Below are 24,391 nucleotides of genomic sequence, written 5' to 3'. Positions count from 1 at the left end.
GCTCGGCCGAGAGCCGGGCCGCCGCGGCCCGGGCGGCCGAGGCGGGCCGCGCGGGCCCGGGCCTGGCCCAGCTGCTGGCCAGCATCGGCGCCTGCGAGGCCGGACACGCCGCGGCGCTGGCGAGGCCGGCGTGAACCCCTCGGGGAACGCCTCGGTGGACGCCCTGCAGGAGGCGTTGAAGGCCGAGCACGCGGCCGTCTACGGCTACGGGGTGGTGGGCGCGCGGCTGCGGGGCTCGCTGCGCCGGTCGGCCGCGATGCTGTGGGACGCCCACCGGCTCCAGCGCGACCGCCTGGCGGCGCAGATCTCCCGGCGCGGCGCCCGCCCGGTGGCGGCCGCGGCGGCGTACCGCCTGCCGGTGCGGGTCACCTCGGCGCGGACCGCCGCGCAGCTGGCCGCCGCGCTGGAGGACGGCGTGCTGACCGCGTACGCGGGGCTGGCCGGGGCGCCGGAGGCCGCGCTGCGCACGTTCGCGGCCCGGGCGATGCAGGAGGCGGCGGCCCGCTCGGTGCGCTGGCGCGGCGGCGCCGGCCTGCCGCGGACGGACGGCCCGGCGTTCCCGGGTCTGCCCCCGTCGGCCCTGTCGCCGAAGCCGCGGCCCGGTGACGGGCTCGGCTGAACGCCCTCGACGCGCGCCGTCCCGGACGCGGGCCCGTCCTCGCGCGACCGTTCGGGAACAGCGTTCGGGAACAGTCCTCCCCCGAGTGATCGTTCGTCCCTTTCGCAGGAGTAGTGGGGATTCGGGGGAGCCAGACTGCGATGACCGCCATCGATCACGACAGCCGTCTCGCACGGAGCCTGGAGGAGCTGCGCGACGCGTACCGGGCGCGCATCGACCAGCTCACGGCCGAGCGCGACGAGGCCCGCCGCCAGGCGTACCGGGCCAAGGAGGAGGCCGACGTGGCCCGCGCCAATCTGGCCATTCTCACCGCGCGCGTGCAGGAGCTGCTGGCCGCCGCCGCGCGCCACCTGCCGGACCTCCAGGTCGACGCGCCGGACGATCCCCCCGTCCTGGAAGGTCGGATCGTCGAGGACCCGCGCGCCCTCCCGGGGGGCCCGAAGACGCTGCCCGCTCCCGCGGCGGACGGCGCCCGCTTGGACGGCCCGCGGTGACGCCTCGCCCGCGGCGGCCGGATCCGCCCGGCCGCCGCGGGACTGTTCCTGCCGCCGACCTCGACGCCCCGGCGCACGCCGCTCCGGCGCATCCGCGGCCGTGTCCCTGATCGATCCCTGACCGATCCATGATCGATCCCTGACCGACGACCGCCCACGGCCCCGCGCGTTCACGAGCCCGCCCGGAGCGGGCGATAGATCGAGATCAATTGTCCGGATTTCATGGTCATTCGGCGGGAATGTTCTTGAGGGCGCGCCGGTTGCCCGCAGTCGCGGGCCGGGTTCGAGGAGGGAGCGGGAGATGAGCGACGCCGTCACCGCGGCTGCTTCCGCTTCGGAGTCCGCACCGCAGCTGCCGCCGGCGTCTCCGACGGGGCGGCGCGGGCTGTGGGTTCAGGCGGGCGTGCTCGCCGCGACCGTGGGGCTGGTCGCGGCGTTCCGCGACCGGCTTCCCGACTTCGGCGCCATGTGGGGCGCGGCGCGCCGGGCCGAGCCGGGCTGGCTGGCCGTGGTGGTGCTCGGCGTCGCCGGGTCGATGGGCGCGTTCGCGCGGCTGCAGCGGCGGCTGCTGCGCATCGGAGGCCTGCGCATCTCGCTGCGCCGTGCGTTCGCCGTCACCTACGCGGGCAACGCGCTGTCGACCACGCTGCCGGCGGGCCCGGCGCTGAGCGTCGTGTACACGTTCCGGCAGTTCCGGCGCAGCGGCGCCTCGGCGCGGCTGGCCACGGCGGTGATCCTGCTGGGCGGGGTCATCACCACGACCGCCTACACGGTCATCGGCCTGGCGGCGCTGATCGCTGCCCCGCACTCTCGGACGCCCGCGCTGGCCGCGTTGGGCGGGTCCGCGGTCCTGATCGCGGCGGTGGCGGCGGCGGCCCTGCGGGCGGACGTGCGGGCCCGGGTCGCGGCGCTCGGCCGCCGGGTGCTCGCGCATCGCAGGATCGCGCCGTACGCCGAGCGGCTGTGGGAAGGGCGGCTGGTGCTGCGTCCGTCCCGGCGCGACTGGTCGGCGCTGATCGCGCTGGCGGTCATGAACTGGGTGTTCGACATCCTCGCCCTGAACGCCGCGGTCCTGGCGGTGGACCTGGACCTCGCGCCGCAGGCGGTGGTGCTGGCCTATTTCGCCGCGCAGGCGGCGGGCAGCGCGCTTCCGGTCCTGCCGGGCGGGCTCGGCGCCATCGAGAGCAGCATGGCCGCGTCGCTGGTGGCGTTCGGCGCCGCGCTGACCTCCGCCGGGGCGGCCGTGGGCATCTACCGGCTGGTGTCGTACTGGGCCGTGGTGGCGGTCGGTTGGCTGGCGTGGCTCCTGCTGCACGAGGGGCCGCGCCTTTCGAAGGACGCGCGGCGGCGGCTGGCGGCGTGCGGCGACGCCCTGCTGCGGGGCTGCTCGTCGCTCGTGCCGGTGCCGTACTCGATGGCGTCGGGCGCGCAGGGCACCGAGTCCCGCCGCGGCTGAGGCCCGTTCCCGCCGAGTCTTCGCGCCTTGTTGCGCGGGTGCCCTGCTGCTAGGCTCCCAAGCGAGCGCTTGGTCATCTCGCCTGGCGAGCGGAGCATCACCGGAGGCTCGATGACGTCCCTACGGGTCAGCCTTGGCTACGAACTGGAGGTGCGCGGGCGTTCCCGCGAGGTGGAGCGGCGCGCGTTCGAGAACGTCATGGACCAGGTGGTGCTGGCCGACGGGCTCGGCTTCGACACCGCGTGGTTCGTCGAGCACCACTTCACCCGGGGCTTTTCCCACTCCTCCGCGCCCGACCTGGTGCTGGCCGGGATCTCCCAGCGCACCGAGCGCATCCGGCTCGGCCTCGGGGTGGTGCTGCTGCCGTTCCAGTCGCCGATCCGCACCGCCGAACGGGTGGCGACGCTCGACGTGATCAGCGGCGGCCGGGTGGAGTTCGGCACCGGGCGCGGCGCCTCCCCGCTCGAGTACCAGGCGTTCCAGCGGCCGTTCGAGCAGTCCCGGCGGATCTGGGAGGAGTCGCTGGAGGCCGTCCTGGAGATCTGGAACGCCGACGGGCGGCCGGTCACCCGGTCCAGCGAATACTTCGAGATCCCCGGGGTGGGGGTGTACCCGCGGCCGGTGCAGGAGCCGCATCCCCCGGTGTGGGTGGCCTCCACGTCCCTGGACGGCTACCTGGCCGCCGCCCGCAAGGGCTACAACCTGCTCGGCATGACGATGCTCAAGGGGTTGGACGACGTCGCCGACGACATCGCCGCGTACAAGCAGTGCCTGGCCGAGCACGGCTTCGACCCCGCCACCCGCCGCGTCGCGCTCATGATCCCCTGGTACGTGGCCCCCTCCCGGCAGGAGGCCGTCGACACCGCCGCCGACGCCGTCCTGTGGTATCTGCGGCGCCAGGTCAACCTCGTCGCCCCGCCGGACTACACCGACGCCCGCCACGCCACCCACCGGGTCCTCGGCCAGCAGGCCGCGGGCATGCCGCCCGACGAGGCGATGGCGATCCTGCGCGAGGAGACCATGGTGGTCATCGACGACGTCGCCGGCTCCCGCCGGGCCGTCGAGCGGATCCGGGCGGCCGGCGCCACCGACCTCATCCTGCAGGCCCAGGTGGGGGGCCTGGCCCACGAGCACGTCTGCAACTCGATGAAGCTGTTCATGCGCGAGGTCGTCCCGCAGGAGGCGCAGTGAGCTGGCCCACCCGCAGCGCGTTCCCCGCCGGACGGTCCGCCTCCGGGCTGCTGTCGCTGTCGCCGGAAGGGGACCTGGTCGTCCCCTCGAGCGCCGACGACCGCGCCGCCGCGGTGGACCTGGCCGCGCAGACCCTGACGGCGGCGGGCATCGGGCCGGACGACCGCGTCGTCGTCGCGCTCAACAACGACGGCGAACCGGCCGGGACGCTGATCGCCGAGGCCGCCGCCCGGGTGGCGCGGGCCGCCGCGTCCGTCGGGCCGCGCGGCCGGATGCGCCTGCACGCCGCGCTGGAGAGCGTCGGCGCCACCGCCCTGGTCGCCACCCCGACCGGCGCGCTCGACTTCCTGGCGCGGCTGCATCTGGAGTTCCTGGTCGATCCGCTCGACCTGGAGCTGCGGCACATCCTGCTCGTGGGCGAGATCCCGTCCGCTCACACCTGCGTGCAGCTCGCGGACGAGTTCGACGCCTCGGTCCGGGAGCTGTACGCCGACCCGTTCTTCGGGGTGCCGCTGGCGCAGCGCGCGCCGTCCGACTCCACGCTCTCTCCCGTCGCCGACGGCCTGCTCGGCCTGGCGCCGCCGGACAAGGACATGCTCATGGACGCCCCCTATGGCGAGGGCGTCGCGGAGCTGGTCGTCACCCCGTCCTGGCATTCGACGCTCGGGAAGACCCCGCTGCGCACCGGGCACGCGGTGCGGCTGGCGGGCGGCGAGCAGGGCGTGCCCGCGCCGGCGCACACGGTCGGCGAGCACGTGCTGATCCGCGGCCGCTGGGTGTCCGTCCCCAAGATCGCGGCGGCGCTGGCGCGGATCGACGGGGTCGCCCGCTGGGACCTGCGGATCAGCCGGGACGGCACGCTCGACGCCGCCGCCCTGCACGTGGCGTTCAACCGCGCCACCCTCGTCGCCGACCCGATGTGGAAGAAGCGGATCGCGCAGGCCCTCTACGCGCTGACCCCGGTCGCCGTGGACGTGGTCGTCGAGGAGGAGGTCGCCGACGAGCGGCGGCCCGGCACCGTCACCGACCTGCGCGGCCACCACCTCGGCCTGGACCGCGCGCAGCTTTCCTAGCCCGTTCTCCTCCGCCCCGCGGCCGCGCACCGCCGCGGGGCGGGGCGGAGGCCGTCTCGCCGAAGGAGACGCCATGGAGGAAGGAGGCGCCATGGAGTTGGAGCCGGTCCCCGCGTGGGGGACGATCCCGCGGATGCTGCGCGACCAGGCCGCCCGGCACGGCGACGTGGAGGCGGTGCGCGCCGGGGACGTGTCGCTGACGCTCGCGGAGCTGGCCGCGCGCGCCCGCGAGGTCGCCCGCGGCCTGATCGCGCTGGGCGTCTCCCCCGGCGACCGGGTGGCGGTGTGGGCGCCCAACACCCCCGACTGGGTGGTCGCCGCGTACGGGATCTGGGACGCCGGGGCGATCATCGCGCCGCTGTCGACGCGCTTCCGGGGCATCGAGGCGGCACAGATGCTCCGCAAGGCGGGCGCCAAGGTGCTGCTGGTCGCCGAGGGCTTCATGGACGTCTCCTACCTCGGCATGCTGGCCGAGGCCGCGGGCGGACCGGCCGGCGGGCGCCCCTACCGCGACCTGCCCGAGCTCGCCCATGTGGTCGTGCTGCCGCCGTCCGCCGCGCCCGCCCGTCCCGGCGTGCTCCCCTGGCGGGACCTGCCGGCGGCGGGGTCCGCGGTGCCGGCGGAGGCGGCCGAGGAGCGGGCCTTGGCCGTGGGCCCGGACGACCTCGCCGAGATCATGGCCACGTCCGGCACGACCGGCGCGCCGAAGGGCGTCATGCTGCACCACGAGCAGCTGCTGCGCGGCTACTGGGACTGGGCCGAGATCGTCACGCTCCGCGAGGGCGACCGGTATCCGATCATCGCTCCGTTCTCGCACGGCTTCGGCATCAACGCCGGGCTGCTGGCCTGCGTGCTGCGCCGCGCCACGATGCTGCCGGTCGCGGTGTTCCGGCCGGACCGGCTGATGGACCTCATCGAGCGCGACCGCGTCAGCGTCCTCGCGGGCGCGCCGCCCATGTTCTTCAAGATCCTCGACGAGCTGCGGGGGACGGGCGGCGGCGAGCCCGCGGGGCCGCCCCGGACGCGGGACGTGTCGTCGCTGCGGGTGGCGATCTGCGGGGCGGCGGCCGTGCCGCCCGAGCTGATCCGCCGCCTGGTCGACGAGGTCGGCCTGGAACGCATGATCAATGCGTACGGGCTGATGGAGGGGACCGTGGTGTCGATGACCCGGGCCGAGGACCCGGTGGAGGTCATCGCGGGCTCCACCGGACGCCCCGTGCCCGGTGTGCGCGTGCGGATCGTCGACGACGACGGCAAGGACCTGCCGCCGGGCGAGCGCGGCGAGATCCTGGTCGGCGGCTACGGCGTGATGCGCGGGTACTGGGACGACCCGGAGCGCACGGCCGAGGCGGTCGACGCGGGCGGCTGGCTGCACACCGGCGACATCGGCACGGTGGACGAGGCGGGCAACCTGACGATCGTCGACCGCAAGAAGGAGATGTTCATCGTCTCCGGCTTCAACGCCTACCCCGCCGAGATCGAGAGCCTGCTGCTGCGCTGCCCGCTCGTGGCGCAGGCGGCGGTGATCGGGGTGCCGGACGAGCGGCACGGCGAGGTCGGCTGGGCCTACGTCGTGCCGGCGCCGGGGACGTCCCCGGACCCCGCGGAGATCATCGCCTGGGCCCGCGCCAACATGTCCAACTACAAGGTGCCGCGCCGCGTGGAGCTGGTGGACGCGCTCCCGGTCAACGCCAACGGCAAGGTCGACAAGCCCGCGCTGCACGCCCGCGCCGCCCGCGCGCCGCGCTGACCGCGGGCGCGGTCAGCGCGGGCGCCACTGGACGAGGGTGGTCTCGTCGTCCACGTCCGCGAACACGGCCTCGACGGGCAGGCCGGGCCGCAGGACGTCCGGGGCGGCGTCGACGAGGTTGCCGTACATGAGCAGGTCGTCCCCGTCGTCGAGGCGGACGAGCAGCACCGTGAACGGCACCTCGTCGGCCATGGACGGCATGAACACCTGGTGGTTGACGATCCAGCTGTAGACGCGGCCGGTGCCGGTCGCGGGCGTCCAGGCGTACTCCAGCGAGCGGCACCGGTTGCAGACGGCGCGGGGCGGGAAGCGCGGCGTGCCGCAGCCCGCGCAGCGCTGGAGGAGCAGCTCGTGCCGCCGGACGGCCTCCCACCAGGGCGCCGAGTCGCGGTCGATCTGGGGGCGGGGACGCTGCCGCAAACTCACGTGTCGCTCCTGAGGATCAGCGCCGAGGTGCCCGCGAGCACGTATCCCGGCTGCGCGGTGGACAGGGCGACCTCGGCCCCGGGGACCTGGCGGTCGCCGGCAGTGCCGCGCAGCTGGGCGACGGCCTCGGCGACGTGGTTGATGCCGTGCACGTACCCCTCGGACAGGAACCCGCCGTGCGTGTTGACGGGCAGTTCGCCGCCGAGGGCGATCGCCCCGGACGCCGCGTACGGCCCGCCCTCCCCCTTGGGGCAGAAGCCGTAGTCCTCCAGCTGCACGAGCACCGAGAAGGTGAAGCAGTCGTACAGCTCGGCGACGTCGATGTCGTCCGGCCCCACCCCCGCCATCGCGTACAGGCGGGGCGCCAGGCGGGCGGCCTCGGTGACGGTGAAATCGGTGCCGGTGCCGGAGAAGAAGCTGTCGCCCCCGCCCCAGGCCGCCGCGGACACCAGCACGGGCGGCCGCCGCAGGTCGCGGGCGCGTTCGCGGGACGTGACGACGACGGCGCAGGCGCCGTCGGTCTCCAGGCAGCAGTCGAGCAGGCGCAGCGGCTCGGCGATCCAGCGGGAGGCCAGGTAGTCGTCGAGGGTGATCGGGTCGCGTTTGAGCGCCCGCGCGTTCTTCACGGCGTTGGCGCGCTGCGTCACGGCGATGTGGCCGAGGTGCTCGTGCGTGGTGCCGTAGGCGTTCATGTGCGCGCGGGTGAACATGGCGAACTGCTGCGGCGGCGCGAAGTACCCGTACGGCGCCTGGTACTGCGCGTCGAAGACCGGTGCGGCGCCGCGCCCGGTGCCTCCCATGCGGAACTCCGAGCGCGCGTTGACGGCCCGGTAGCACACGACCGTCTCGGCGACTCCCGAGGCGACCGCCATGGCCGCCTGGCCGATCACCGCGTGGGAGACGCTGCCGCCGCCGAACTGGTCGAGGTACCAGGAGACCTCCGGGACGCCGAGCGCGGGCGCCACCGCCCACGGCGGCGCGGAGTCGCCGACGCGGTGCGTGGCGAGCGCGTCGACGTCGTCGACCGACAGGCCCGCGTCGTCCAGCGCGGCCATGATCGCCCGCACGGCCAGGGTGAGCGTCGACACCCCCGAGTCCCTGCTGAACGGGGTGTAGCCGACCCCGGCGATCGCGGCCCGGTCGCGGAAGGAGCCCACGCGCACCCCCTACCAAGCAATCGCTTGTTCGCAAGCCTACTCGGTCGAAGGTCCTAGGTCCAGGATCGGACTTTCGTCGCGTCTCACCGAAGAAGGGAATCGATCGGACGCCGACGGCATTGAGATGGCATGCGGGGGCGGGCGGTCCCGTCCGGCCCGGAACGGTCCGGGTTGACACCGCGAACGGGGCCGCCCTATCGTCCAAGCAAGCGCTTGGCTAAGAGAAGGGATCGCGCAGATGGCCGACGTCGCCGCGGCCGTGCCGGACGGGCCGGCCGCCGGGCCGCAGACCGGCCGCGCCGTGCGCCGCCCGGCCGAGCGACCCGCCGGCCAAAGAGTGGATCGTCGCATGCACGGATCGCCCGACGGCTCGTCCGCATCCCCGGTGACATCCCCGGTGCCCCGAGCGGTGACCGACATCGACTCCGCGCGGTTCCGGTCGGTGCTGGGCCGGTTCGCGACCGGAGTGGTCGCCATCACCGGCATCGAGGCCGGCGGACGCCCCACGGGCCTGGCCGCCAACTCGTTCACCTCGGTGTCCCTGGACCCGCCGCTGGTGGCCTTCTGCGTGGCGCACACCAGCACGACGTGGCCGCGGCTGCGCACCGCGCCGCGGCTGTGCATCAGCATCCTCGCCGAGCAGCAGCTCGACGTGTGCAAGCAGCTGGCGCTCAAGGGCGGCGACAAGTTCGCGGGCATCGACTGGAGCGCCTCGCCCAACGGCGGCCCGGTCATCGACGGGGCGCTGGCCTGGCTCGAATGCTCGATCGAGAACGAGCACGTCGCGGGCGACCACGTGATCGTGGTGGCCCGGGTGCACCACTTGGACAAGCTGCACGACGGCGAGCCGCTGCTGTTCTACAAGGGCGGCTACGGACGCTTCGACGGCTGAGCCGCCCCCGCGCGGCGGCGAAGGCCCCTACGGGACCGGCGCGCTCGCCGGCGCGCCGCGCAGCCGGGCCAGCACCTGCACGGGGTCGGCCAGCACGTCGGCGAACGCGAACTCCGCCGCCCCCACCAGCGTGGTGTCGTCTCCCAGCGCGGCCGTGCGCAGCTTCACCCGCTCGCGGGACGCGGCCAGCGCCCCGGTCGCCACCTCGCTGCGGATCTGGGCGGCGGCGCCGAGGTACACGTCCCGCAGCGTCCCCCCGAAGATGACCATGCCGGGGTTGAAGATGTTGACCAGGTCGGCGACGCCGCGGCCGAGCCAGGTGCCGACCCGGTGCAGGGCGTCGCGGGCCACCACGTCGCCGCGGGCCGCCGCGTCCACGACGGCGCGCACCGCCTCGCGCCCCGGCACGTCCGGCGACTCCTGCCGGCCGGCCAGGTCGAGCAGGGTCCGCTCCCCCACCTCGGCCTCCAGGCATCCGCGCGACCCGCAGGCGCAGCGCCGCCCGCCCGGGTTGACGACCATGTGGCCGATCTCGCCGCCGTAGCCGTCCTCCCCGCCCAGCAGCCGCCCGCCGGTGATGATGCCGCCCCCGACGCCCACGTCGCCGTGCAGGTAGATCAGGTCGTTGACGCCCACGCCGGCGCCGCGCTCGTGCTCGGCGATCGCGCCCAGGTTGGCGTCGTTGCACACCGCGACCGGCACGCCGAGGCCGAGGCGCCGCGACAGCACCTCCCCGATCGCCATGCCGCCCACGTCCAGGTTCGGGCCGAACATGACCTGGTCGTCGGAGCGGCGCACGATGCCGGGGAACGCCAGCGCCGCGCCCACGCAGGTCGCCTCGTCCCCGGCCTTGCGCACCAGCGAGCGCGCCGCCGCCGCCAGGGCGTTGACCATCTCGTTCGGGTCGGCCGCGCCCGAGGCGCCTCCGGAGGCCGCGACCCGCCCGCGGGCGGCCTCGCGGCGGTCGAGGATGACGCCGCCGAGCCCGACCCGCGCCACGGTGAGCCGGTCGACGCCCACGTCGAAGGCCAGCACGTACACGCGCGTCGACTCGGGCCGCACCACCAGCGACGGGCGTCCGGCGCGGCGCCCGGGCGTGCGCGGCAGCTCCTCGCGCACCAGCCCGGCGGCGGTCAGGTCGGACGTCAGCGCCATGATGGTGCTGCGGTTGAGGCCGAGGTTCTCGGCGAGGATGGCCCGCGACGCCGGGCCGCGCACGTGCACGAAGCGCAGCAGTGCGCCGAGGTTGTGCCGCCGGATCTCCTCTTGTGACGGGCCTGCCTTCATCATGCGGGCGGCTCCGCCGCCTCCGGGACGGCGCCCGCGCGGAGCGGACCGGCCGACCGTCGCCCGCCGGGACGCCCGTCCCGCCGCGCCTCCAGGGTCTCGCTGCGTCCGGCGGTGATGAGCTCGACCACCTGCGCGTGGGTGACGTCGGCGGTGCGCACCTGGGCGACCATGCGGCCCAGGTACAGCGCGGCGATCCGGTCGGACACCGCGAACACGTCGTTCATGTTGTGCGAGATCAGCACCACGGCCATGCCGCGGTCGGCCAGGCGCCGCACCAGTTCCAGCACCTGGCGGGTCTGCGTCACCCCGAGCGCCGACGACGGCTCGTCCAGGATGACGACCTTGGAGTCCCCGAGCACCGCGCGGGCGATCGCGACGGTCTGCCGCTGCCCGCCCGACAGCGCCCACACCGGCTGGCGCACCGACCCCGACATCCGCACCGACAGCCCGGCCAGGATGTCGGCGGCGACCTCCTCCATCTCGGCCTCGTCCAGCACCATGCCGCGGCGGCGCTCGCGCCCCAGGAACATGTTCTGCACGATGTCGAGGTTGTCGCACAGGGCCAGGTCCTGGTGGACGACCTCGATGCCGAGCGCGGACGCCTCGCGCGGCGTGGTGATCCGCACCGGCCGCCCCTCGAACAGGTACTGGCCGCGGTCCAGCCGGACGATCCCGGCGATGCACTTGACCAGCGTGGTCTTGCCCGCGCCGTTGTCGCCGACCAGCGCGGTGACCTCCCCCGGATAGGCGACGAAGTCCACGTCGTGCAGCACTGCGACGGGGCCGAAGCTCTTGTGGACCCCGCGCAGGTCCAGGACGGGTGTGACAGTCGACATGCCGGAGGGCTCCCACCGTGCCGCCCCGCCCGAGGCTGCGAAGCGGTCGTGCCCAGTGAGCGTAGCAGTTCCCCAGCTCCGGGCACCGGTCATCGCGGCCGCGCGCGCGGCGGGCGGCGCCCCCGCGAGGCGGCCCGCCGGGGATCCGCCGCGCGGCGGATCCCCGGCTCCGTCGCCGCCCTTCCCGCAAGGGGGCCGCCCGGGCAGGGCGGACACGGTCATCGTCCCGTCGTCGCCCGACGCCGCCGGGCCAGCGCGTCGATGCTGGCGGCCAGCAGCAGCACCGAACCGGTGATCAGCCAGTTGGCGTACGCCTTGGCGCCGAGCAGGCCGAGGCCGTTGGCGATGATGGACACCACCAGGCCGCCGAGGACGGCGTCGCGGGCCTTGCCGCGCCCGCCGAACAGGCTGGTGCCGCCGATGACGGCCGCGCCCACGCCGAGCAGCAGCGTGTTGCCGGCGCCCGCGTCCGGCGTGACCGAGTTCAGCCGGGACGCGGCCAGGATGCCGCTGACCGCCGCCATCCCCGAGCAGATCATGAACACGGACATGCGGATGCGGACCACGTTGATGCCGGCCCGGCGGGCGGCCTCGGCGTTGCCGCCGACGGCGTAGATGTGGCGCCCGTAGGCGGTGCGGCCGAGCACGAACGTGCAGACGATGAGCAGGACGCCCACCAGCGGCACGCCCCAGGGGATGCCCGCCAGCGTGATCGCCGGGCTGGGCGCCCGGTCCTGGCTGAGCACGTACGTGCCGAACAGCAGCGCGGCCGCCACCACGGCCGCCTGGGCGACGACCAGTTCCAGCGGGCGGCTCGCCAGGCCGCGCGCCCGCTGCTGCTGCCAGCGCCGCAGCTGGAGGGCGGCGTAGACGACGGCGCACACCCCGGCCATCACCCAGCCCAGCCACACCGGCATGTTCTTGTTGGCCAGCGCCACGATCACCTCGTCGCGCACCGGCACGGTGCCGCCCTCGCCGATCAGCCGCAGCGTGATGCCCTGCAGGCCGAGGAACAAGGCCAGCGTCACCACGAACGACGGTATTCGGACCACCGCCACCAGCCAGCCGATCACGGCGCCGATGACGATGCCGACGGCGATCGCCGCGATCACCGCCACGTACCACGGCTGGTCGGCCTGGACGATGAGCTTGGCCATCACCGCGGCGGACACGCCGCTGGCCACCCCGGCCGACAGGTCGATCTCGCCGAGCAGCAGCACGAACACCAGGCCCATCGCCAGGACCGTGACCTGCAACGCCTGGGTGGACAGGTTGGCGATGTTGCGCTCGCTGAGGAAGGTGTCCGGGCGCAGCGCGGTGAACAGCACCACCAGGGCGACCATCCCGAAGATCGCCGGAAGGGCGCCCAGGTCGCCGGCCCGCACCCGGCTCCAGTAATCGAGCGCCGCCGACCGCACGTCGTGGGTCTTGCGGTCGACGGCGAAGTCGGAGTCCGCCAGCGTCACCGCGGCGGAGCCTTTGGACATATCGGTGGACATCGCGGTTCCCTCTAGACGTTCTCGGCCGCGGTCGTCGGGTGGAGCCCCAGATCGCCGGAACGGCCCGCGGTGATGAGCTCGACGACCTGGGCGTGGGTGACGTCGGCGCGCTTGACCTCGGCCGCCACTCGGCCCAGATAGAGGGCGGTGATCCGGTCCGCCACCTCGAACACGTCGTTCATGTTGTGGGAGATCAGGACGACGGCGTGGCCGGTGTCGGCCAGCCGGCGCACCAGATCGAGCACCTGCCTGGTCTGCGCCACCCCGAGCGCCGCGGTGGGCTCGTCCAGGATGACCACCTTCGACTCCCACAGCGCGGCCTTGGCGATAGCGACGGTCTGCCGCTGTCCGCCGGACAGGCTGGCCACCTGCTGCCGTACGGACTTGACGGTGCGGACGGAAAGCCGGGACAGCGTCTCACGCGCCGCCTCCTCCATCGAGTCCTCGTCCAGCACCATGCCCCGGCGCCGCTCCCGGCCCAGGAACATGTTCTGCACGATGTCCAGGTTGTCGGCGAGGGCCAGGTCCTGGTACACGACCTCGATGCCGAGCGCGGCGGCGTCCCGCGGGCCGTTGATCTGCACCGGACGGCCCTCGAACTCGATTCGCCCCGAGTCGATCGGGTGGATTCCGGCGATGCTCTTGATGAGCGTGGACTTTCCCGCGCCGTTGTCGCCGACGAGGGCCATCACCTCGCCGCGGTAGGCGGTGAAGTCCACGTCGTGCAGCACATGGACGGGACCGAAGCTCTTGTTGACCCCGGTCAGACGGAGTACGGGTTCACCGTTGTCTGCCACGAGTTTCCCTTCGGAAGTGCGGGTGACCCGCGACGGGCCCCGGGCGCGCGGCGTAGCTCGGTACGGGAGGAGCGCGCGCCCCCAGCGGAGGGGCCCGTCGCGGGGGTCACTGGATTCCGGCGTCCTTGCACTTGGACGCGTAGTCGCCCTTGCAGAGCTCTTCCTTCTTGATGAACCCGTCGTCCACGACCTGCTTGACGTTCTCCTTGAAGACCGGGATCGGGTCCAGCAGCACCGACGGCACGTCCCGCTTGCCCTCCGGGTCGTGGACCGTGCCGTTGGTCTGGCCCTTCTCACCCTTGAGCAGCGCGACCGCCAGCTTGGCCGCGGCCTCGGCCTCCTGCTTGACCGGCTTGTAGACCGTCATGCACTGGTTGCCGTCCAGGATGTTCTGCAGCCCCTCGAGGGTGGCGTCCTGGCCGGTCACCGGGATCTTCCCGGCCGCGCGGTTCTTCTTCAGGATCGAGATGGCCGCGTTGCCGACGCCGTCGTTGGCCGCCAGCACGCCGTCGATCTTGCCGTCCTGCTGGGTCCACATCTGCTCGAAGATCGTGGCGGCCTGCTGGTTGTCCCAGTTGGGCACCGCCTGCTCGGCGACCTTCTTGTACTTGGAGACCTTGTCGAGGATGTTGTGGGCGCCCTGGGCGAACAGGGTGGCGTTGTTGTCGGTGGCCGCGCCGTTCAGGTAGACGATGTTGGCCTCCTTGTCGCCGAGGCACTTCTGGAGGCCCTTGCCGAGCTCCTCGCCGACCTTGACGTTGTCGAACGAGACGTAGTAGTCGGCCACGCCGCCCAGCGTGAGGCGGTCGTAGTCGATCGTCTTGACGCCCTGCTGCTGCGCCTTGCGCTGCACCGCGGCGGCGGAGTTGGAGTCGATGCCGTCGACCACCAGCACGGTGACGCCGTTGGTGATCATCTGGTCGGCGATCGTCTGGAACCGCTGGGTGTCGCCCTCGGCGTTCTGGATGTCGTACTCGACGCCGGCCGCCTTGAACGCCTGCTCCAGGTACGGCCGGTCGAAGTTCTCGTAGCGGACCGAGGACTTGGTGTCCGGGAGGATCACACCGATCTTGCCCTTGGAGGCCTCCGACGAGGTGTCGCCGGACTCGCCCCCGCACGCGGTGAGGGTCAGCGCCGCCGCCGCCGACACGGCGGTGAGGCCGAGGATCCCCTTGCGCATCTGCACGGGTCCTTTCTCAAGGTCGGCCGCGTCGCGCGGCCGGACATTGACGGGGTGGGACGCGCGCGGTGCCGTGACCTGGGTCACGAACCGCGCGAATGTTGTGCCCCGCAACATATGTCGGGTCGACCCCGCCCGCCAAGACCTCACGGCGGCTAATTTGTTGGATGCGGTAACAATCCCGTAACGCGAGATCAACCTGGGTGTCGCAGGCCCGCCTCGCCCCGCCCCGGCGGCGGCCGCACGGACCCCCGGTCTGACCCGAATGTTTACTGGGTCAACATTTCCCGAACGGCGCGGCGGCGTCGGGCGTCGGACCTACTGCGGCGGATGCGGCCGCTCGGGCGGCCCGGCGACCGGAACCGGACGGCCTGCGCGTGCGCGGCGCGGAGCAGACCGCGGGCGCGCACGAGACGGCGGACGACTCGGCGGAGGAGACGGCGGATGGGATCGCGTGCGAGCCTGCGTCGCGCAGGGGCGCCGGCAGAGGCTCGGCCGGGGCTCGGTGCGGCGGCTTCGAGGGGGCCTGAGCGGGGGTTCGGGGCGGGCGGCGGGCGCGAGCGCGCCCGAGGACACGGGCGGGACGGCGCGGGCGGAAAGCGTGATCATGCAGGCCCGGGTGCCGGACGGCTGCATGATCACGCCGTCGGGTGCGTGGTGCGGCGCGCGGGGTCAGTCCACGGCCAGCACCGCCGCGACGCGCGCGGCCGCCGCGCCGACGTCGTCCGCGGACGCGATGCGCTCGGCCCACGACCACCAGTACCACCATCCGTCCTCGCCCCGCTCCACCAGGATGTTCTCCGTGAGAACGGACGCGGCCGGATTCATCACGTGCAGGCTGGGCGCCCCGTCGCGCGGGACGCTGAGCCGCGCGCTCAGGCCCAGCCGGCGCAGCTCGTCGCCGAGTTTCTCCAGATAGTCGAGCCGCGTCGCGGACGACGCGGCCGTTCCCGTGTCAGGCGCCATCTCGTCAGGCGTCATCTCGCTTCTCCATCCTGGGGCGCCCCCCGCACCCCGCCATGGACTCCGCGCGGCCCGACGAAGCCCAGCCTGACGGGTCACCCCCGAAGGGCGCAAGCACTTCGGGCAGGTCAGCGCGGCCGTCCGGCCCCCACGGCCGGCGATCCGGGATATCTTGCGCCTAAGGCACACAAGCGGAAGGCAGGAGACAGATGACGGAGGGGTCCGCCAAGCTCACCAGGCCCGACCTGCCGCTGCCGGGCCGGAGCGGGAGCGCCCCCGGCACCGGCAACTGGCACCGCTTCCACTACCCGATCGGCGTGTTCGCCGCCGTGTACGGGGTGACGGGCATGGTCACCGCGCTGATCTCCTGGGACGACCGGCGGACGGAGCTCGCGGGCTATCTCGGCTCGGGCGCGGCGACGCCGGCGCTGGTGCTGGTGAAGGCCGTCGAGCTGCTGCTCGTGCTGCTGACCGCGGCCGGACTCGTGCGGCGGCGGGACGTGTGGCTGCTGCCCGCGCTCACCGGGTGGGCGGCCGGGTTCGCCCTCTTCGCCGTGCTGGACGTGGTCACCGGCCGGTGGGGCGGCCTTCTGGAGCACGTCCTCTACCTGGCCGGGTTCGCCTTCCTGCTGTTCCTGTCGTATGCGCTGAGCGTGCGGGCGCGGATCGGGCGCCGCGGCGTGCCGGCGCCCCGATCCAGCACCGGGGCGGACGGCGGATCGGACGGCGGGGCGGACGCGCAGATCCGGCCCAGCGGGCTCACCCGGACCCAGGAGATGGCGCTGGAGGCGCTGAACCGCTGGCAGCAGCGCCTCGAACGGCAGCCGCCGTCCGCCTGAGGCCGCGACCGGAGGGGCGGAGGCGCCCCCGCGCGGGCGCCCGGGTCAGGTGACGATCCAGCCGATGGCGGTCATGGTGCCGGGCGCCACCTCGGTGAAGCCCGCGTCCCGCACCGCGACCGTCGCGCGGTCCACGCAGCGTTCCCAGGGAACGTCGCCGCCGCTTCCGACGCCGCGGCGGTCCCCCGCGCGGACGAGGTGCACGCGCAGGCCGCCCTCGATCCACGCGTGCACCTGAGGCGGGGGCGCCTGACGCAGCAGCAGATGCGCGGCGTGCCCGCTCTGCGCGGCGGCCTTGCCGGTGCTCATCGCCACGTGCGGGTTCAGCGCGATGGCCGCGTACGGGGGTTCGGGCGGCGGCTTGGGCTCGTCCTCGTCGGGCAGGTCCAGGCCGGAGACCTGCAGTTTGGCGATCTCCGGCGGCACCTCGTCCACGGGTCCCGGCACCAGCGCGCGCACCTGCGCGCCGCAGACGTCCACGGTCACGCCGGGCGGCCGCTGCGCGTCCGCCCACCGCGCCCCGCGCGCCCGCCGCATCACCTTGCGGATGCGGCCCGACTCCCAGCGGCGCACGGACGGATGCCACTCGCCCTCCGGATCCGCCGCGCGGGGGTCGGTGAGCAGCGTCGCGACGGCGGTCGCCGCGGCCGCGCACACGGCGCCGTGCGCGGGCGGCGCCGTCTTCTCGGCCCGCGCCACCAGCTGCATCGCCCACGGGGGCTCGTCGAAAGGGTCGGTGGAAGGAGGCACGCCTGGAGTATTCCATTCCCGGCGGACCGCAACAGCGGAGGCCGCCGCTGACTTTCCTCGCCCGGTTCTGGGTAAAGCAACCCGTATCGTCCCGCAGGACGCGTGCGCGGGTGCGGAAGGGTCCTCGGGGCGCGCCTCGTCGGAGGGGAACGAGGGTCGCGACGGAGAGGTCGGCTCGGAGGTCGCCGGTGACCAGTGGTGCCTGGAGCAACTCCATCCCAGGAATCGGAACGTTCTTCGTCGGCATCGACGTGGCGCCCGGGCGCTACCGGTGCGAGGACGGCAAGGGCGGCTGGTGGGTGCGGTTCACCGGACCGAACGGCGGCGAGCCGGTCGGCTCCTGGCCGCTGCCGGCCGGGCCCACCGAGATCGAGATCGCCCCCACGGACTTCGCGTTCGAGACGCACATCGGCACCTACTGGCGCAAGATCGCTCCGCCGCGCGGCGAGGACGGCGCGGGCCCGGCGGCCGACGTGCGCCCGGTGGCCGACCCGACGCTGCGCGCCGAGCTGGACCGCATCGTCGCCCGGCAGCGTCCGCTGATGTGGCTGGCCCCGCTGACCGTGCTCGCCGTCGGGCTGGTCGGCTCGCCGGTGCTGGGGTCGCTGTGGCTGCTGGGGCTGGCGATGCTGGCCATGCTGGTCGCGCTCGGCTCCCCCGCGTTCTCGCTGGACCTGCGGCGCGCCCGCGAGCTGGCCCGCCGCCGCGACCGGTACCTGACGCCGGAGGACTTCGACGACGAGGGCCGCGCGCTGCTGGCCCGCGTGCAGGCCGCGGTGGACGCGGTGCGCGACTCGGAGGTGAACCGGGAGGGCCTGTTGGACGCCGTGGACAATGCCGTCACCCTGCCGCGCCAGGAGTGGGAGATCGCGCAGGTGCTGGCGCGGCAGTCCCGGCTGCGCGACGAGCAGCGCAAGATCTCCGAGTCGGCGGGACTGCCGGAGGTGGAGGCGGCGCTGCGCCCGCTGCGCGAGAAGCTGGAGGTCTCGGTGCGGGCCGTGACGCGCCGCGTCGAGGCGCTGGAGCGCTACGCCGAGCGCACCCGCGCCGCGGACGAGGCCCTGCGCGCCCACCGCCACCTAGAGGCGCTGGCCGCCCGGGCGCACGAGTACGACGAGCTGCTCGCCGACACCGTCCGCGACGACCTGGCGATCCCCGCGATCGAGCGGCTCACCGAGCACAGCGAGGAGCTGGTCCGCACCCTGCGCAGCCGCCTCGCCGAGGCCGCCGAGGCCGGCGGCGAGCTACCCCCGCCCGGGACGTGAGGCGGCGATGACGACGGCGGCGGCCAGGTCGTCGTCGACGGCCGCCCGCGGGCGCAGGCCGCGGGCGGCGGCGGCCCGCAGCGCGTCGGGAAGCTGGCGTTCGCTGGTCTCGAACAGCAGGTGACCGCCCGGCGCCAGCCACGAGGGCGCCTCCGCGATGACGCGGCGGGCGACGTCGAGCCCGTCCGGGCCGCCGTCGAGGGCGATGCGGGGCTCGTGGTCGCGGGCCTCCGCCGGCAGCAGCGCGACCTCCTCGGTGGGGACGTACGGCACGTTGGCGACGAGCACGTCCACCCGGCCCCGCAGGGCGGAGGGCAGCGCGGCGAACAGGTCGCCCTCGTGCACGCGGGCGGGGTCCAGGTTGCGCCGGGCGCAGGCCACGGCGGCGGGGTCGATGTCGGCGGCGTGCACGTCGGCGCCGTCGGCGGTCGCGGCCAGCACGGCGCCCACCGCGCCCGACCCGCAGCACAGGTCGACGGCGACGCCGTCCGCCGGGACGAGCGCGGCGGCCTGGCGTGCGAGGAACTCGGTGCGGCGGCGGGGCACGAACACGCCGGGGTCCACGGCGATGCGCAGGCCGCAGAACTCCGCCCAGCCCACCACGTGTTCGAGCGGCAGCCCGGCGGCCCGCCGCTCCACCATGGCGGCCAGGTCGGCGGGGGTGCGGGCGGCGTCGACGAGCAGCCGCGCCTCGTCCTCGGCGAAGACGCAGCCGGCCGCCCGCAGCGCGGCGACGACCTCGGAGAACGGCGTCCGCGCGGGGCGGAGGCGCTCTCCGGGCCGGTCAGGCGCGTCGGGGCGGGAGCACCCGGTGGGGCGTCGCTGCCACGCGGGTCGCCTCCTCACGCGGTGCGCTCCGGAAGGCCGAACACGAGCTCCCGGACCTGGTCCGCCGAGCGGAACACCTCGGCGCGCATCCCGACCTCGCGCGCCGCGGCCACGTTGCCCTCCCGGTCGTCGAAGAACAGCACCTCGCCGGGGGCGACGCCGAGCCGCTCCGCGCAGGCCAGATAGGCGCGCGGGTCCGGCTTGGCCACGCCGATGCGGCAGGAGTAGACCAGCGCGGAGAAGCGGGACAGCCACCGGCCGTGCCGGGCCTCGAAGCGCGGCACGAGGTCGGCGATGATGTTGGAGAGCAGGCCGAGCGTGTGCCCCCGGTCGGCCAGCTCCCCGACGAGCTCCACCATGGCCGGGTCGACGTCGACCCAGCTGTCGAGGTCCGCCTCGATCAGGGCGGGGACGTCGGGGAAGCGGGCGCCGACGCGGTCGGCGACCGCCGCCCAGTAGTCCGCGGCGTCCTGGCCGGCGTCGTAGGGGGGACGGCAGTCCCAGTACGCGTCCCAGAAGGCGGCGGCGGACGCGCCGGACCCCCCGGCCGTCTCCTCGATCCGGCGTATCGCGGCGGGGCTCTGGGGGCGGGCGATCACCCCGTACAGGTCGAACACGATCACATCGGCCATGCGTCCGACGGTAGCCTGGATTTGAACAAGCGGTTGGGCGCGATCGGCATAATGAGAGGGTGACGACCACGAGCACCACTTCAGGACGTCCCAAAGCCCGCGCGGCGGAGGAGAACGGCGCCCGCCGCCGGGGCAGGGGTTCGTCCGCCTTGGCCTCGGAGCGGCGCGAGCACCTGATCCGGCTCGCCGCCGACCTGTTCGCCGAGAAGGGCTACCAGGCCACCACGGTGCGCGACATCGCCAAAGAGGCCGGGATCCTGTCCGGCAGCCTCTACCACCACTTCACCTCCAAGGAGTCGATCGTCGACGAGATCCTCTCGGGGTTCTTCGACGAGGTGATGTCGGCGTACCGGGCGGTCATCGAGGAGGGGCGCGATCCCCGCGAGACCATCGCCGAGCTGGTGCGCATCGCGTTCGGCACGCTGGAGCCGCACCGCGCCGCCATCACGGTGATGCAGAACGACTGGAACTACCTCAAGGACCGCCTCGACTACCTCACCAAGGCCGAGGACGAGGTGGAGAAGATGTGGGTCGACACGATCCGGGCGGGCCAGGAGCAGGGCCTGTTCCGCGACGACATCGACCCCAAGCTGACCTACCGGATGATCCGCGACACGATCTGGGTGGCCGTGCGCTGGTACCGCCCCGGCGGGCGGCTCGACGCCGCCGGCCTGTCCGAGCACTACCTCAAGGTGCTGTTCGACGGCATCAACACCCACTGATCAACAACACCCGCTGATCAGCAACACCCGCTGATCGTCGCCCGCCGACGCGGGGACGCGCGACGCGAGCCCGGGCGCCCTCGGCGCCCGGGTTTTCTCATGCCGCCCTCCGGGCGGGACGGCGGAACGGGCGTGACGGCGCCGGCCCGCCGCCGGGGACGGCCCCCCGCCGCCGGGGACGAACCTACGTCCCGACCGCAGAAACGGAGTGTCGCTGTCCCGTCCGAACCCCTGCCCGCATATCGTGATATGTGTCATATCTTGCCTGGTCAGAGTGACGCTCCGCGCACCGTCGGGACGCCGCTGGCGACGAGGCTCGGCCAGGGGGAAAGGGGCACGATGACGGCTCAACGGGGCGCCGCCGACCAAGGCGAGCCGCCCGACGCGGAGTTCCGGGCCGCACTGGTGCGCGGTCTGCAGGAGCAGTTCCCCGGCGTGCGCGTCTGGTACGGCGAGGCGACCGGGTCCTGGTGGGCGATGGTCTCGCTGCGCAGCGGTCCCCGCCTGCTGGAGGCGCCGACGCCCCAGCAGCTCCGCGAGTCCATCCTGAGCGCCTTGTCCATCGGCTGACTCTCGATCCCCCGCCCCCCTTCCGCCCCTCCCCTCGAGCGGTGTCAGCGCGTGAGGACGGCTGCGCTGCCGTAGCTGCCGCCGAACCCCGTGACGAGCGCGACCGCCGCGTCCTTGACCTGGTTGACCCCGGTCCCGCGCAGCTGCCGGACGGCCTCGGCGACGTTGTTGAGGCCGTGCACGTACCCCTCCGACAGCAGTCCGCCGTGCGGGTTGACCGGCACGCGCCCGTCCCAGGCGATCTCCCGGGAGGCCAGGACGGCGCCGAGGTCCGCCCGGGCGACCAGGCCGAAGTCCTCGAGCTGGCGGGGGACGAGCCAGCTGTAGGCGTCGTAGAGCAGCGCCACGTCCACGTGGTCGGGTTTCATCCCCGCCGCCTCGTACAGGGGCCCGGCGACGTAGGCGGAGAACACGCGCGTGACGTCGCGGGCCTTGTCCATGGCGGACGCGCCGGGGCCGCCGCCGCGGACGACCGCGTGGACGCGGGGCGCGTCGGGGGCGCGGTCGGCGCGGGTGACGACCAGCGCGCAGGCCCCGTCGGTCTCCTGGCAGCAGTCCAGGCGGCGCAGCGGCGAGGCGACCATGGGGCTGCTCAGGTACTCGGACAGGTCGACGCGGTCGCGGCGCAGGGCGCGGGGGTTGCGGGCGGCGTGCGCGCGGGACTGGTCGACGACGGCGTGGGTGTGCGTCGCGGTGAGGCCGGTGTCGTGCAGGTAGCGCTGCGCGGCGAGGGCGAACTGGTGCACGGGGCCCGCCATGCCGTAGGGGTGGAGGAACTGCTCCTCGGCGCCCTCCCCGAGCTTGAGGGCGAGGGTGTTCATCCGGGTGCCGGAGCGGCCGTTGAGCGCCCGGTAGATCAGGACGTTCTCGGCCAGTCCCGCGTCCACGAGCATGGCGGCGTCGGCGAGGATCGAGGCGCTCTGCGTGCCGCCGCCGTGGATCTCGTTGTGCCAGCCGAGCTCGGGCATCCGCAGCGCGCGGGCCAGGTGCGGCACGGGCGCCGAGTCGCCCAGGTGGTAGCCGAGGATCGCGTCGGGGCGGTCGACGCCGGCGTCGGCCAGGGCGGCGCGGGACGCCTCGGCGGCCAGGTCGAGCACGGTGCGGCCGGACGAGCGCGACAGCGCGGTCATGCCGACGCCCGCGATCGCCGCCTTTCCGGAGAAGCCCTGCCCGCCGCTCACCGCATGCCCCCTCGTGCCGCGTCGCGTGACCGCGCGTCCAGGCCGCGCGTTCGCGCGAGGGGCCCGGCCGCCGGGGACGTGGGCGCGTTCCGTCCTCGGCGGCCGGCGTCCCGGCTCGCGCGTCCCTGGGGGCGCGCGGGCCCCTGAGGCGACGCTAGCCCGAGGCCCGCGATCCAGACAAGCGCTTGCTCGGTTACTCCAGGTCGTACTGGATGGCCGCGCGCCGCGCCACCAGCGGGTCGATGTACTGGTCGACGACGGCCCGGTGCGCGGGATGGTCCCGGTAGGCCAGGTAGGCTTCCCTGTCGGCGAAGTCGGCCACCACCACGAAGTCGTAGTTGCCGGGGTTCACGCCCGCGTTCACGCCCACGCTGTACGCCTGGATCTCGGGGATGACGCCTGGCAGCTCCCGCAGCCGGTCCGCGATCTCCTGCTGCTGGAGGGTGGTCGTGCCCTCGACCCAGCCGAACATCGCCACGTGACGGAATCCGCTCATGCGCGCCACGTTAGTGGCGGCCGCGCGGTCGGACCCAGGCTCAAATGTCGCCCACTTCCGCGGCGACCATGGCGCCGAGCTCCCAGCACGCCTCCAGGTCGGCCTTGGCGGGCTCGCCCGTCACCACCACCGGCGGGCGCACCGCCCGCCACTTCAGCCCCGTCGTGATCGACTCCAGGGCGCGCAGCGCGCCGGCGGCGTCGTTGTTGCCGTGCAGGTACGCGCCGAACGGGCGGCGGACGGTGGCCTCCAGGCAGGGGTAGTAGACCGTGTCGAAGAAGTGCTTGAGCGCGCCGGACAGGTAGCCCAGATTCACCGGTGTGCCCAGCAGGTACCCGTCGGCCTCCAGGACGTCCACGGCGGTGCAGGTCAGCGCCGGGCGGGACACCACCTCCACCCCGGAGACCTCGTCGGTGCCCGCGCCCGCCCGCGCAGCCTCGTACATCGCCTGCAGGTTCGGCGACGGCGTGTGGTGGACGATCAGCAGCCTTCCCATCGAATCCGACTCTAGGTCAGGCGATGATGGCGGACACGGAGGACCCGGCCGAATCCGGAACGAGTCCCCGGCGTCATGGTTGACGGCTCGGCGGAGGTGTCGATCGTGCAACGCACCCGGCCGGAGGGCGCCCTGCGGGCGCTGGCGGCGATCACGGCGGGCGTCGCCGCGCTCCTGGCGGTGCCCGCGCTGGGCGATCCCCCGCCCGTCGCGGCGGCCGCGTCGGTCCTGGTGACGGGCGGCCCGCTGAGCCCGCCGCACGCGCTGGTGCTGGCGTCGACCGTCGCCCTGCTGGCGCGCGGGGTGCTGCTGGGCCGCCGCGCCGCCTGGTACGGGCTTTTGGTCCTGGTGGCGCTCGGCGCCGTGGCGGTGCTCGCCCGGGAGGATCCGCCGTGGCGGCTGCCGCTGCTCGGCGCCGCGGCGGCGGCGCTGTGGCGGCTGCGCGACGGCTTCCCCGTCCGGCCGCACCCCGATCGGGTGCGCGCGGCGGTGCGCACGGGAGCCGTCCTGGTGATCGGGTCGGCGGCGGGGGCCGTGCTGGTCGGCGGGGTGTCGGTCCGGTCGGTGGGCCGCGACGTGGCGGTCGGGCTCGGCGCCATGGGCTCGCCGCTGGACGGGGCGTCCTGGCTGCCGGGGGCGCTCGCCGTGACCGGCGGCGCGGGGCTTCTGCTCATCCTGCTCACCCTGCTGGCGGCCGCTCCGGCGCCGCCGCCCGGGGCCGAGGACGAGCGCCGCCGGGTCGCCCGGCTCGTCGCGCACCCGGGGTCGGACACGCTGGCCCCGTTCGCGCTGCGTCGCGACAAGTCGTACGTGTTCAGCCCGGACGGCCGCGCCGCGATCGGCTACCGGGTGCTGTTCGGGGTCGCGGTGGCGGGCGGCGACCCGGTGGGCGATCCGGCGTCCTACGAGGCCGCCGTCGCGCGGTTCCTGGCGCTGTGCCGCCGCACCGGCTGGCGGCCCGCCGTGCTCGGCGCGGGCGCCGACCGGCT

At 74.4% G+C, this 24,391-nt stretch carries 26 protein-coding genes; 12 read left to right on the top strand and 14 right to left on the bottom strand.

The annotated features are described in order from the left end of the window. Positions 1-130 precede the first annotated feature (130 nt). From AR3_RS24170 to AR3_RS24145, 6 genes are all read left to right on the top strand, one after another. On the top strand, positions 131-619 hold the full coding sequence (locus AR3_RS24170; RefSeq protein WP_067917122.1) for a ferritin-like domain-containing protein: 489 nt from the start codon (positions 131-133) through the stop codon (positions 617-619). A 140-nt stretch (positions 620-759) separates the two neighbouring features. Then, a complete protein-coding gene (locus AR3_RS24165; RefSeq protein WP_067917121.1) occupies positions 760-1,113 on the top strand; it encodes a hypothetical protein in 354 nt (117 codons plus the stop codon). Between the two features lie 301 nt (positions 1,114-1,414). Beyond that, on the top strand, positions 1,415-2,569 hold the full coding sequence (locus AR3_RS24160) for a lysylphosphatidylglycerol synthase transmembrane domain-containing protein (protein WP_067917119.1): 1,155 nt from the start codon (positions 1,415-1,417) through the stop codon (positions 2,567-2,569). A gap of 111 nt (positions 2,570-2,680) precedes the next feature. Continuing rightward, the gene (locus AR3_RS24155; protein WP_067917117.1) at positions 2,681-3,760 is read left to right on the top strand and encodes an LLM class flavin-dependent oxidoreductase; all 1,080 of its coding nucleotides are present in this window, start codon (positions 2,681-2,683) and stop codon (positions 3,758-3,760) included. After that, a complete protein-coding gene (locus AR3_RS24150; RefSeq protein WP_067917115.1) occupies positions 3,757-4,833 on the top strand; it encodes a phenylacetate--CoA ligase family protein in 1,077 nt (358 codons plus the stop codon). Before AR3_RS24155 ends, AR3_RS24150 begins: the two co-directional genes overlap by 4 nt. Before the next feature lie 91 nt (positions 4,834-4,924). After that, a complete protein-coding gene (locus AR3_RS24145; RefSeq protein ID WP_083951873.1) occupies positions 4,925-6,583 on the top strand; it encodes an AMP-binding protein in 1,659 nt (552 codons plus the stop codon). 12 nt (positions 6,584-6,595) lie between these two features. On the opposite strand, the gene AR3_RS24140 is transcribed toward AR3_RS24145, so the two are convergent. Then, on the bottom strand, positions 6,596-7,009 hold the full coding sequence (locus tag AR3_RS24140) for a Zn-ribbon domain-containing OB-fold protein (protein ID WP_067917111.1): 414 nt from the start codon (positions 7,007-7,009) through the stop codon (positions 6,596-6,598). Next, positions 7,006-8,166, bottom strand: coding sequence for a thiolase C-terminal domain-containing protein (locus AR3_RS24135; protein ID WP_067917136.1), 1,161 nt, complete (start codon positions 8,164-8,166; stop codon positions 7,006-7,008). Before AR3_RS24135 ends, AR3_RS24140 begins: the two co-directional genes overlap by 4 nt. A gap of 349 nt (positions 8,167-8,515) precedes the next feature. On the opposite strand from AR3_RS24135, the gene AR3_RS24130 reads away from it, so the two are divergent. Then, a complete protein-coding gene (locus AR3_RS24130; protein WP_067917134.1) occupies positions 8,516-9,058 on the top strand; it encodes a flavin reductase family protein in 543 nt (180 codons plus the stop codon). Positions 9,059-9,085: 27 nt separating this feature from the next. On the opposite strand, the gene AR3_RS24125 is transcribed toward AR3_RS24130, so the two are convergent. The 6 genes from AR3_RS24125 to AR3_RS24100 form a co-directional block, all read right to left on the bottom strand. Next, a complete protein-coding gene (locus tag AR3_RS24125) occupies positions 9,086-10,345 on the bottom strand; it encodes an ROK family protein (RefSeq protein WP_067917109.1) in 1,260 nt (419 codons plus the stop codon). Next, positions 10,345-11,184 carry an ATP-binding cassette domain-containing protein gene (locus AR3_RS24120; protein WP_067917107.1) on the bottom strand — a complete coding sequence of 280 codons (840 nt, stop codon included), beginning with the start codon at positions 11,182-11,184 and terminating at the stop codon, positions 10,345-10,347. Before AR3_RS24120 ends, AR3_RS24125 begins: the two co-directional genes overlap by 1 nt. 218 nt (positions 11,185-11,402) lie before the next feature. Then, positions 11,403-12,683 carry a sugar ABC transporter permease gene (locus tag AR3_RS24115; RefSeq protein WP_067917105.1) on the bottom strand — a complete coding sequence of 427 codons (1,281 nt, stop codon included), beginning with the start codon at positions 12,681-12,683 and terminating at the stop codon, positions 11,403-11,405. A gap of 11 nt (positions 12,684-12,694) precedes the next feature. After that, positions 12,695-13,480 (bottom strand): ATP-binding cassette domain-containing protein, encoded by a 786-nt coding sequence (locus AR3_RS24110; RefSeq protein ID WP_067917103.1) that lies wholly within the window; start codon positions 13,478-13,480, stop codon positions 12,695-12,697. 106 nt (positions 13,481-13,586) lie between these two features. Continuing rightward, positions 13,587-14,660, bottom strand: coding sequence for a sugar ABC transporter substrate-binding protein (locus AR3_RS24105; protein WP_067917132.1), 1,074 nt, complete (start codon positions 14,658-14,660; stop codon positions 13,587-13,589). Positions 14,661-15,332: 672 nt separating this feature from the next. Further along, entirely contained in the window at positions 15,333-15,641 is a 309-nt protein-coding gene (locus AR3_RS24100) for a hypothetical protein (RefSeq protein ID WP_067917101.1), read from the bottom strand. Between the two features lie 191 nt (positions 15,642-15,832). On the opposite strand from AR3_RS24100, the gene AR3_RS24095 reads away from it, so the two are divergent. After that, on the top strand, positions 15,833-16,462 hold the full coding sequence (locus tag AR3_RS24095) for a hypothetical protein (RefSeq protein ID WP_067917099.1): 630 nt from the start codon (positions 15,833-15,835) through the stop codon (positions 16,460-16,462). Between the two features lie 45 nt (positions 16,463-16,507). Here AR3_RS24095 and AR3_RS24090 read toward each other — a convergent pair whose 3' ends face one another. Beyond that, a complete protein-coding gene (locus AR3_RS24090) occupies positions 16,508-17,212 on the bottom strand; it encodes a peptidyl-tRNA hydrolase (RefSeq protein ID WP_067917097.1) in 705 nt (234 codons plus the stop codon). A gap of 188 nt (positions 17,213-17,400) precedes the next feature. On the opposite strand from AR3_RS24090, the gene AR3_RS24085 reads away from it, so the two are divergent. Then, the gene (locus AR3_RS24085; RefSeq protein WP_067917095.1) at positions 17,401-18,477 is read left to right on the top strand and encodes an Rv1352/Rv1906c domain-containing protein; all 1,077 of its coding nucleotides are present in this window, start codon (positions 17,401-17,403) and stop codon (positions 18,475-18,477) included. On the opposite strand, the gene AR3_RS24080 is transcribed toward AR3_RS24085, so the two are convergent. After that, positions 18,457-19,203 (bottom strand): putative protein N(5)-glutamine methyltransferase, encoded by a 747-nt coding sequence (locus AR3_RS24080; RefSeq protein ID WP_067917130.1) that lies wholly within the window; start codon positions 19,201-19,203, stop codon positions 18,457-18,459. The two genes, AR3_RS24085 and AR3_RS24080, sit on opposite strands and share 21 nt — an antisense overlap. A gap of 116 nt (positions 19,204-19,319) precedes the next feature. Continuing rightward, entirely contained in the window at positions 19,320-19,937 is a 618-nt protein-coding gene (locus AR3_RS24075) for an HAD family hydrolase (RefSeq protein ID WP_067917093.1), read from the bottom strand. A gap of 59 nt (positions 19,938-19,996) precedes the next feature. Between AR3_RS24075 and AR3_RS24070 the strand changes: the two genes are divergently transcribed. Together AR3_RS24070 and AR3_RS24065 are read left to right on the top strand one after the other, a co-directional pair. Next, on the top strand, positions 19,997-20,659 hold the full coding sequence (locus AR3_RS24070) for a TetR/AcrR family transcriptional regulator (RefSeq protein WP_067917091.1): 663 nt from the start codon (positions 19,997-19,999) through the stop codon (positions 20,657-20,659). Between the two features lie 339 nt (positions 20,660-20,998). Continuing rightward, positions 20,999-21,229, top strand: a complete 231-nt coding sequence (locus AR3_RS24065) for a hypothetical protein (RefSeq protein WP_067917128.1) — start codon at positions 20,999-21,001, stop codon at positions 21,227-21,229. Positions 21,230-21,273: 44 nt separating this feature from the next. Here AR3_RS24065 and AR3_RS24060 read toward each other — a convergent pair whose 3' ends face one another. The 3 genes from AR3_RS24060 to AR3_RS24050 form a co-directional block, all read right to left on the bottom strand. Then, positions 21,274-22,410, bottom strand: a complete 1,137-nt coding sequence (locus AR3_RS24060) for a thiolase C-terminal domain-containing protein (protein WP_227023166.1) — start codon at positions 22,408-22,410, stop codon at positions 21,274-21,276. Between the two features lie 193 nt (positions 22,411-22,603). After that, entirely contained in the window at positions 22,604-22,906 is a 303-nt protein-coding gene (locus tag AR3_RS24055) for a Dabb family protein (protein ID WP_067917124.1), read from the bottom strand. 40 nt (positions 22,907-22,946) lie between these two features. Next, on the bottom strand, positions 22,947-23,402 hold the full coding sequence (locus AR3_RS24050) for a flavodoxin family protein (protein WP_067917089.1): 456 nt from the start codon (positions 23,400-23,402) through the stop codon (positions 22,947-22,949). Positions 23,403-23,477: 75 nt separating this feature from the next. Here AR3_RS24050 and AR3_RS24045 point away from each other — a divergent pair. Next, positions 23,478-24,391 (top strand): phosphatidylglycerol lysyltransferase domain-containing protein (locus tag AR3_RS24045; RefSeq protein ID WP_157406767.1); only part of this gene is annotated, 914 nt, incomplete at its 3' end.

This window comes from Actinomadura rubrobrunea NBRC 15275 (assembly GCF_001552235.1).
Lineage (GTDB): Bacteria > Actinomycetota > Actinomycetes > Streptosporangiales > Streptosporangiaceae > Spirillospora > Spirillospora viridilutea.
This window is presented reverse-complemented; position numbering and strand designations above follow the sequence as displayed.

What these genes read in the sequence shown, in the direction of transcription:
- AR3_RS24125 (WP_067917109.1), bottom strand. Translation starts at nt 10,345, where the DNA reads ATGAAGGCAGGCCCGTCACAAGAGGAGATCCGGCGGCACAACCTCGGC.
- AR3_RS24165 (WP_067917121.1), top strand. Translation starts at nt 760, where the DNA reads ATGACCGCCATCGATCACGACAGCCGTCTCGCACGGAGCCTGGAGGAG.
- AR3_RS24100 (WP_067917101.1), bottom strand. Translation starts at nt 15,641, where the DNA reads ATGACGCCTGACGAGATGGCGCCTGACACGGGAACGGCCGCGTCGTCC.
- AR3_RS24120 (WP_067917107.1), bottom strand. Translation starts at nt 11,184, where the DNA reads ATGTCGACTGTCACACCCGTCCTGGACCTGCGCGGGGTCCACAAGAGC.
- AR3_RS24065 (WP_067917128.1), top strand. Translation starts at nt 20,999, where the DNA reads ATGACGGCTCAACGGGGCGCCGCCGACCAAGGCGAGCCGCCCGACGCG.
- AR3_RS24130 (WP_067917134.1), top strand. Translation starts at nt 8,516, where the DNA reads ATGCACGGATCGCCCGACGGCTCGTCCGCATCCCCGGTGACATCCCCG.
- AR3_RS24155 (WP_067917117.1), top strand. Translation starts at nt 2,681, where the DNA reads ATGACGTCCCTACGGGTCAGCCTTGGCTACGAACTGGAGGTGCGCGGG.
- AR3_RS24145 (WP_083951873.1), top strand. Translation starts at nt 4,925, where the DNA reads ATGGAGTTGGAGCCGGTCCCCGCGTGGGGGACGATCCCGCGGATGCTG.
- AR3_RS24115 (WP_067917105.1), bottom strand. Translation starts at nt 12,683, where the DNA reads ATGTCCACCGATATGTCCAAAGGCTCCGCCGCGGTGACGCTGGCGGAC.
- AR3_RS24055 (WP_067917124.1), bottom strand. Translation starts at nt 22,906, where the DNA reads ATGAGCGGATTCCGTCACGTGGCGATGTTCGGCTGGGTCGAGGGCACG.
- AR3_RS24105 (WP_067917132.1), bottom strand. Translation starts at nt 14,660, where the DNA reads ATGCGCAAGGGGATCCTCGGCCTCACCGCCGTGTCGGCGGCGGCGGCG.
- AR3_RS24075 (WP_067917093.1), bottom strand. Translation starts at nt 19,937, where the DNA reads ATGGCCGATGTGATCGTGTTCGACCTGTACGGGGTGATCGCCCGCCCC.
- AR3_RS24050 (WP_067917089.1), bottom strand. Translation starts at nt 23,402, where the DNA reads ATGGGAAGGCTGCTGATCGTCCACCACACGCCGTCGCCGAACCTGCAG.
- AR3_RS24095 (WP_067917099.1), top strand. Translation starts at nt 15,833, where the DNA reads ATGACGGAGGGGTCCGCCAAGCTCACCAGGCCCGACCTGCCGCTGCCG.
- AR3_RS24160 (WP_067917119.1), top strand. Translation starts at nt 1,415, where the DNA reads ATGAGCGACGCCGTCACCGCGGCTGCTTCCGCTTCGGAGTCCGCACCG.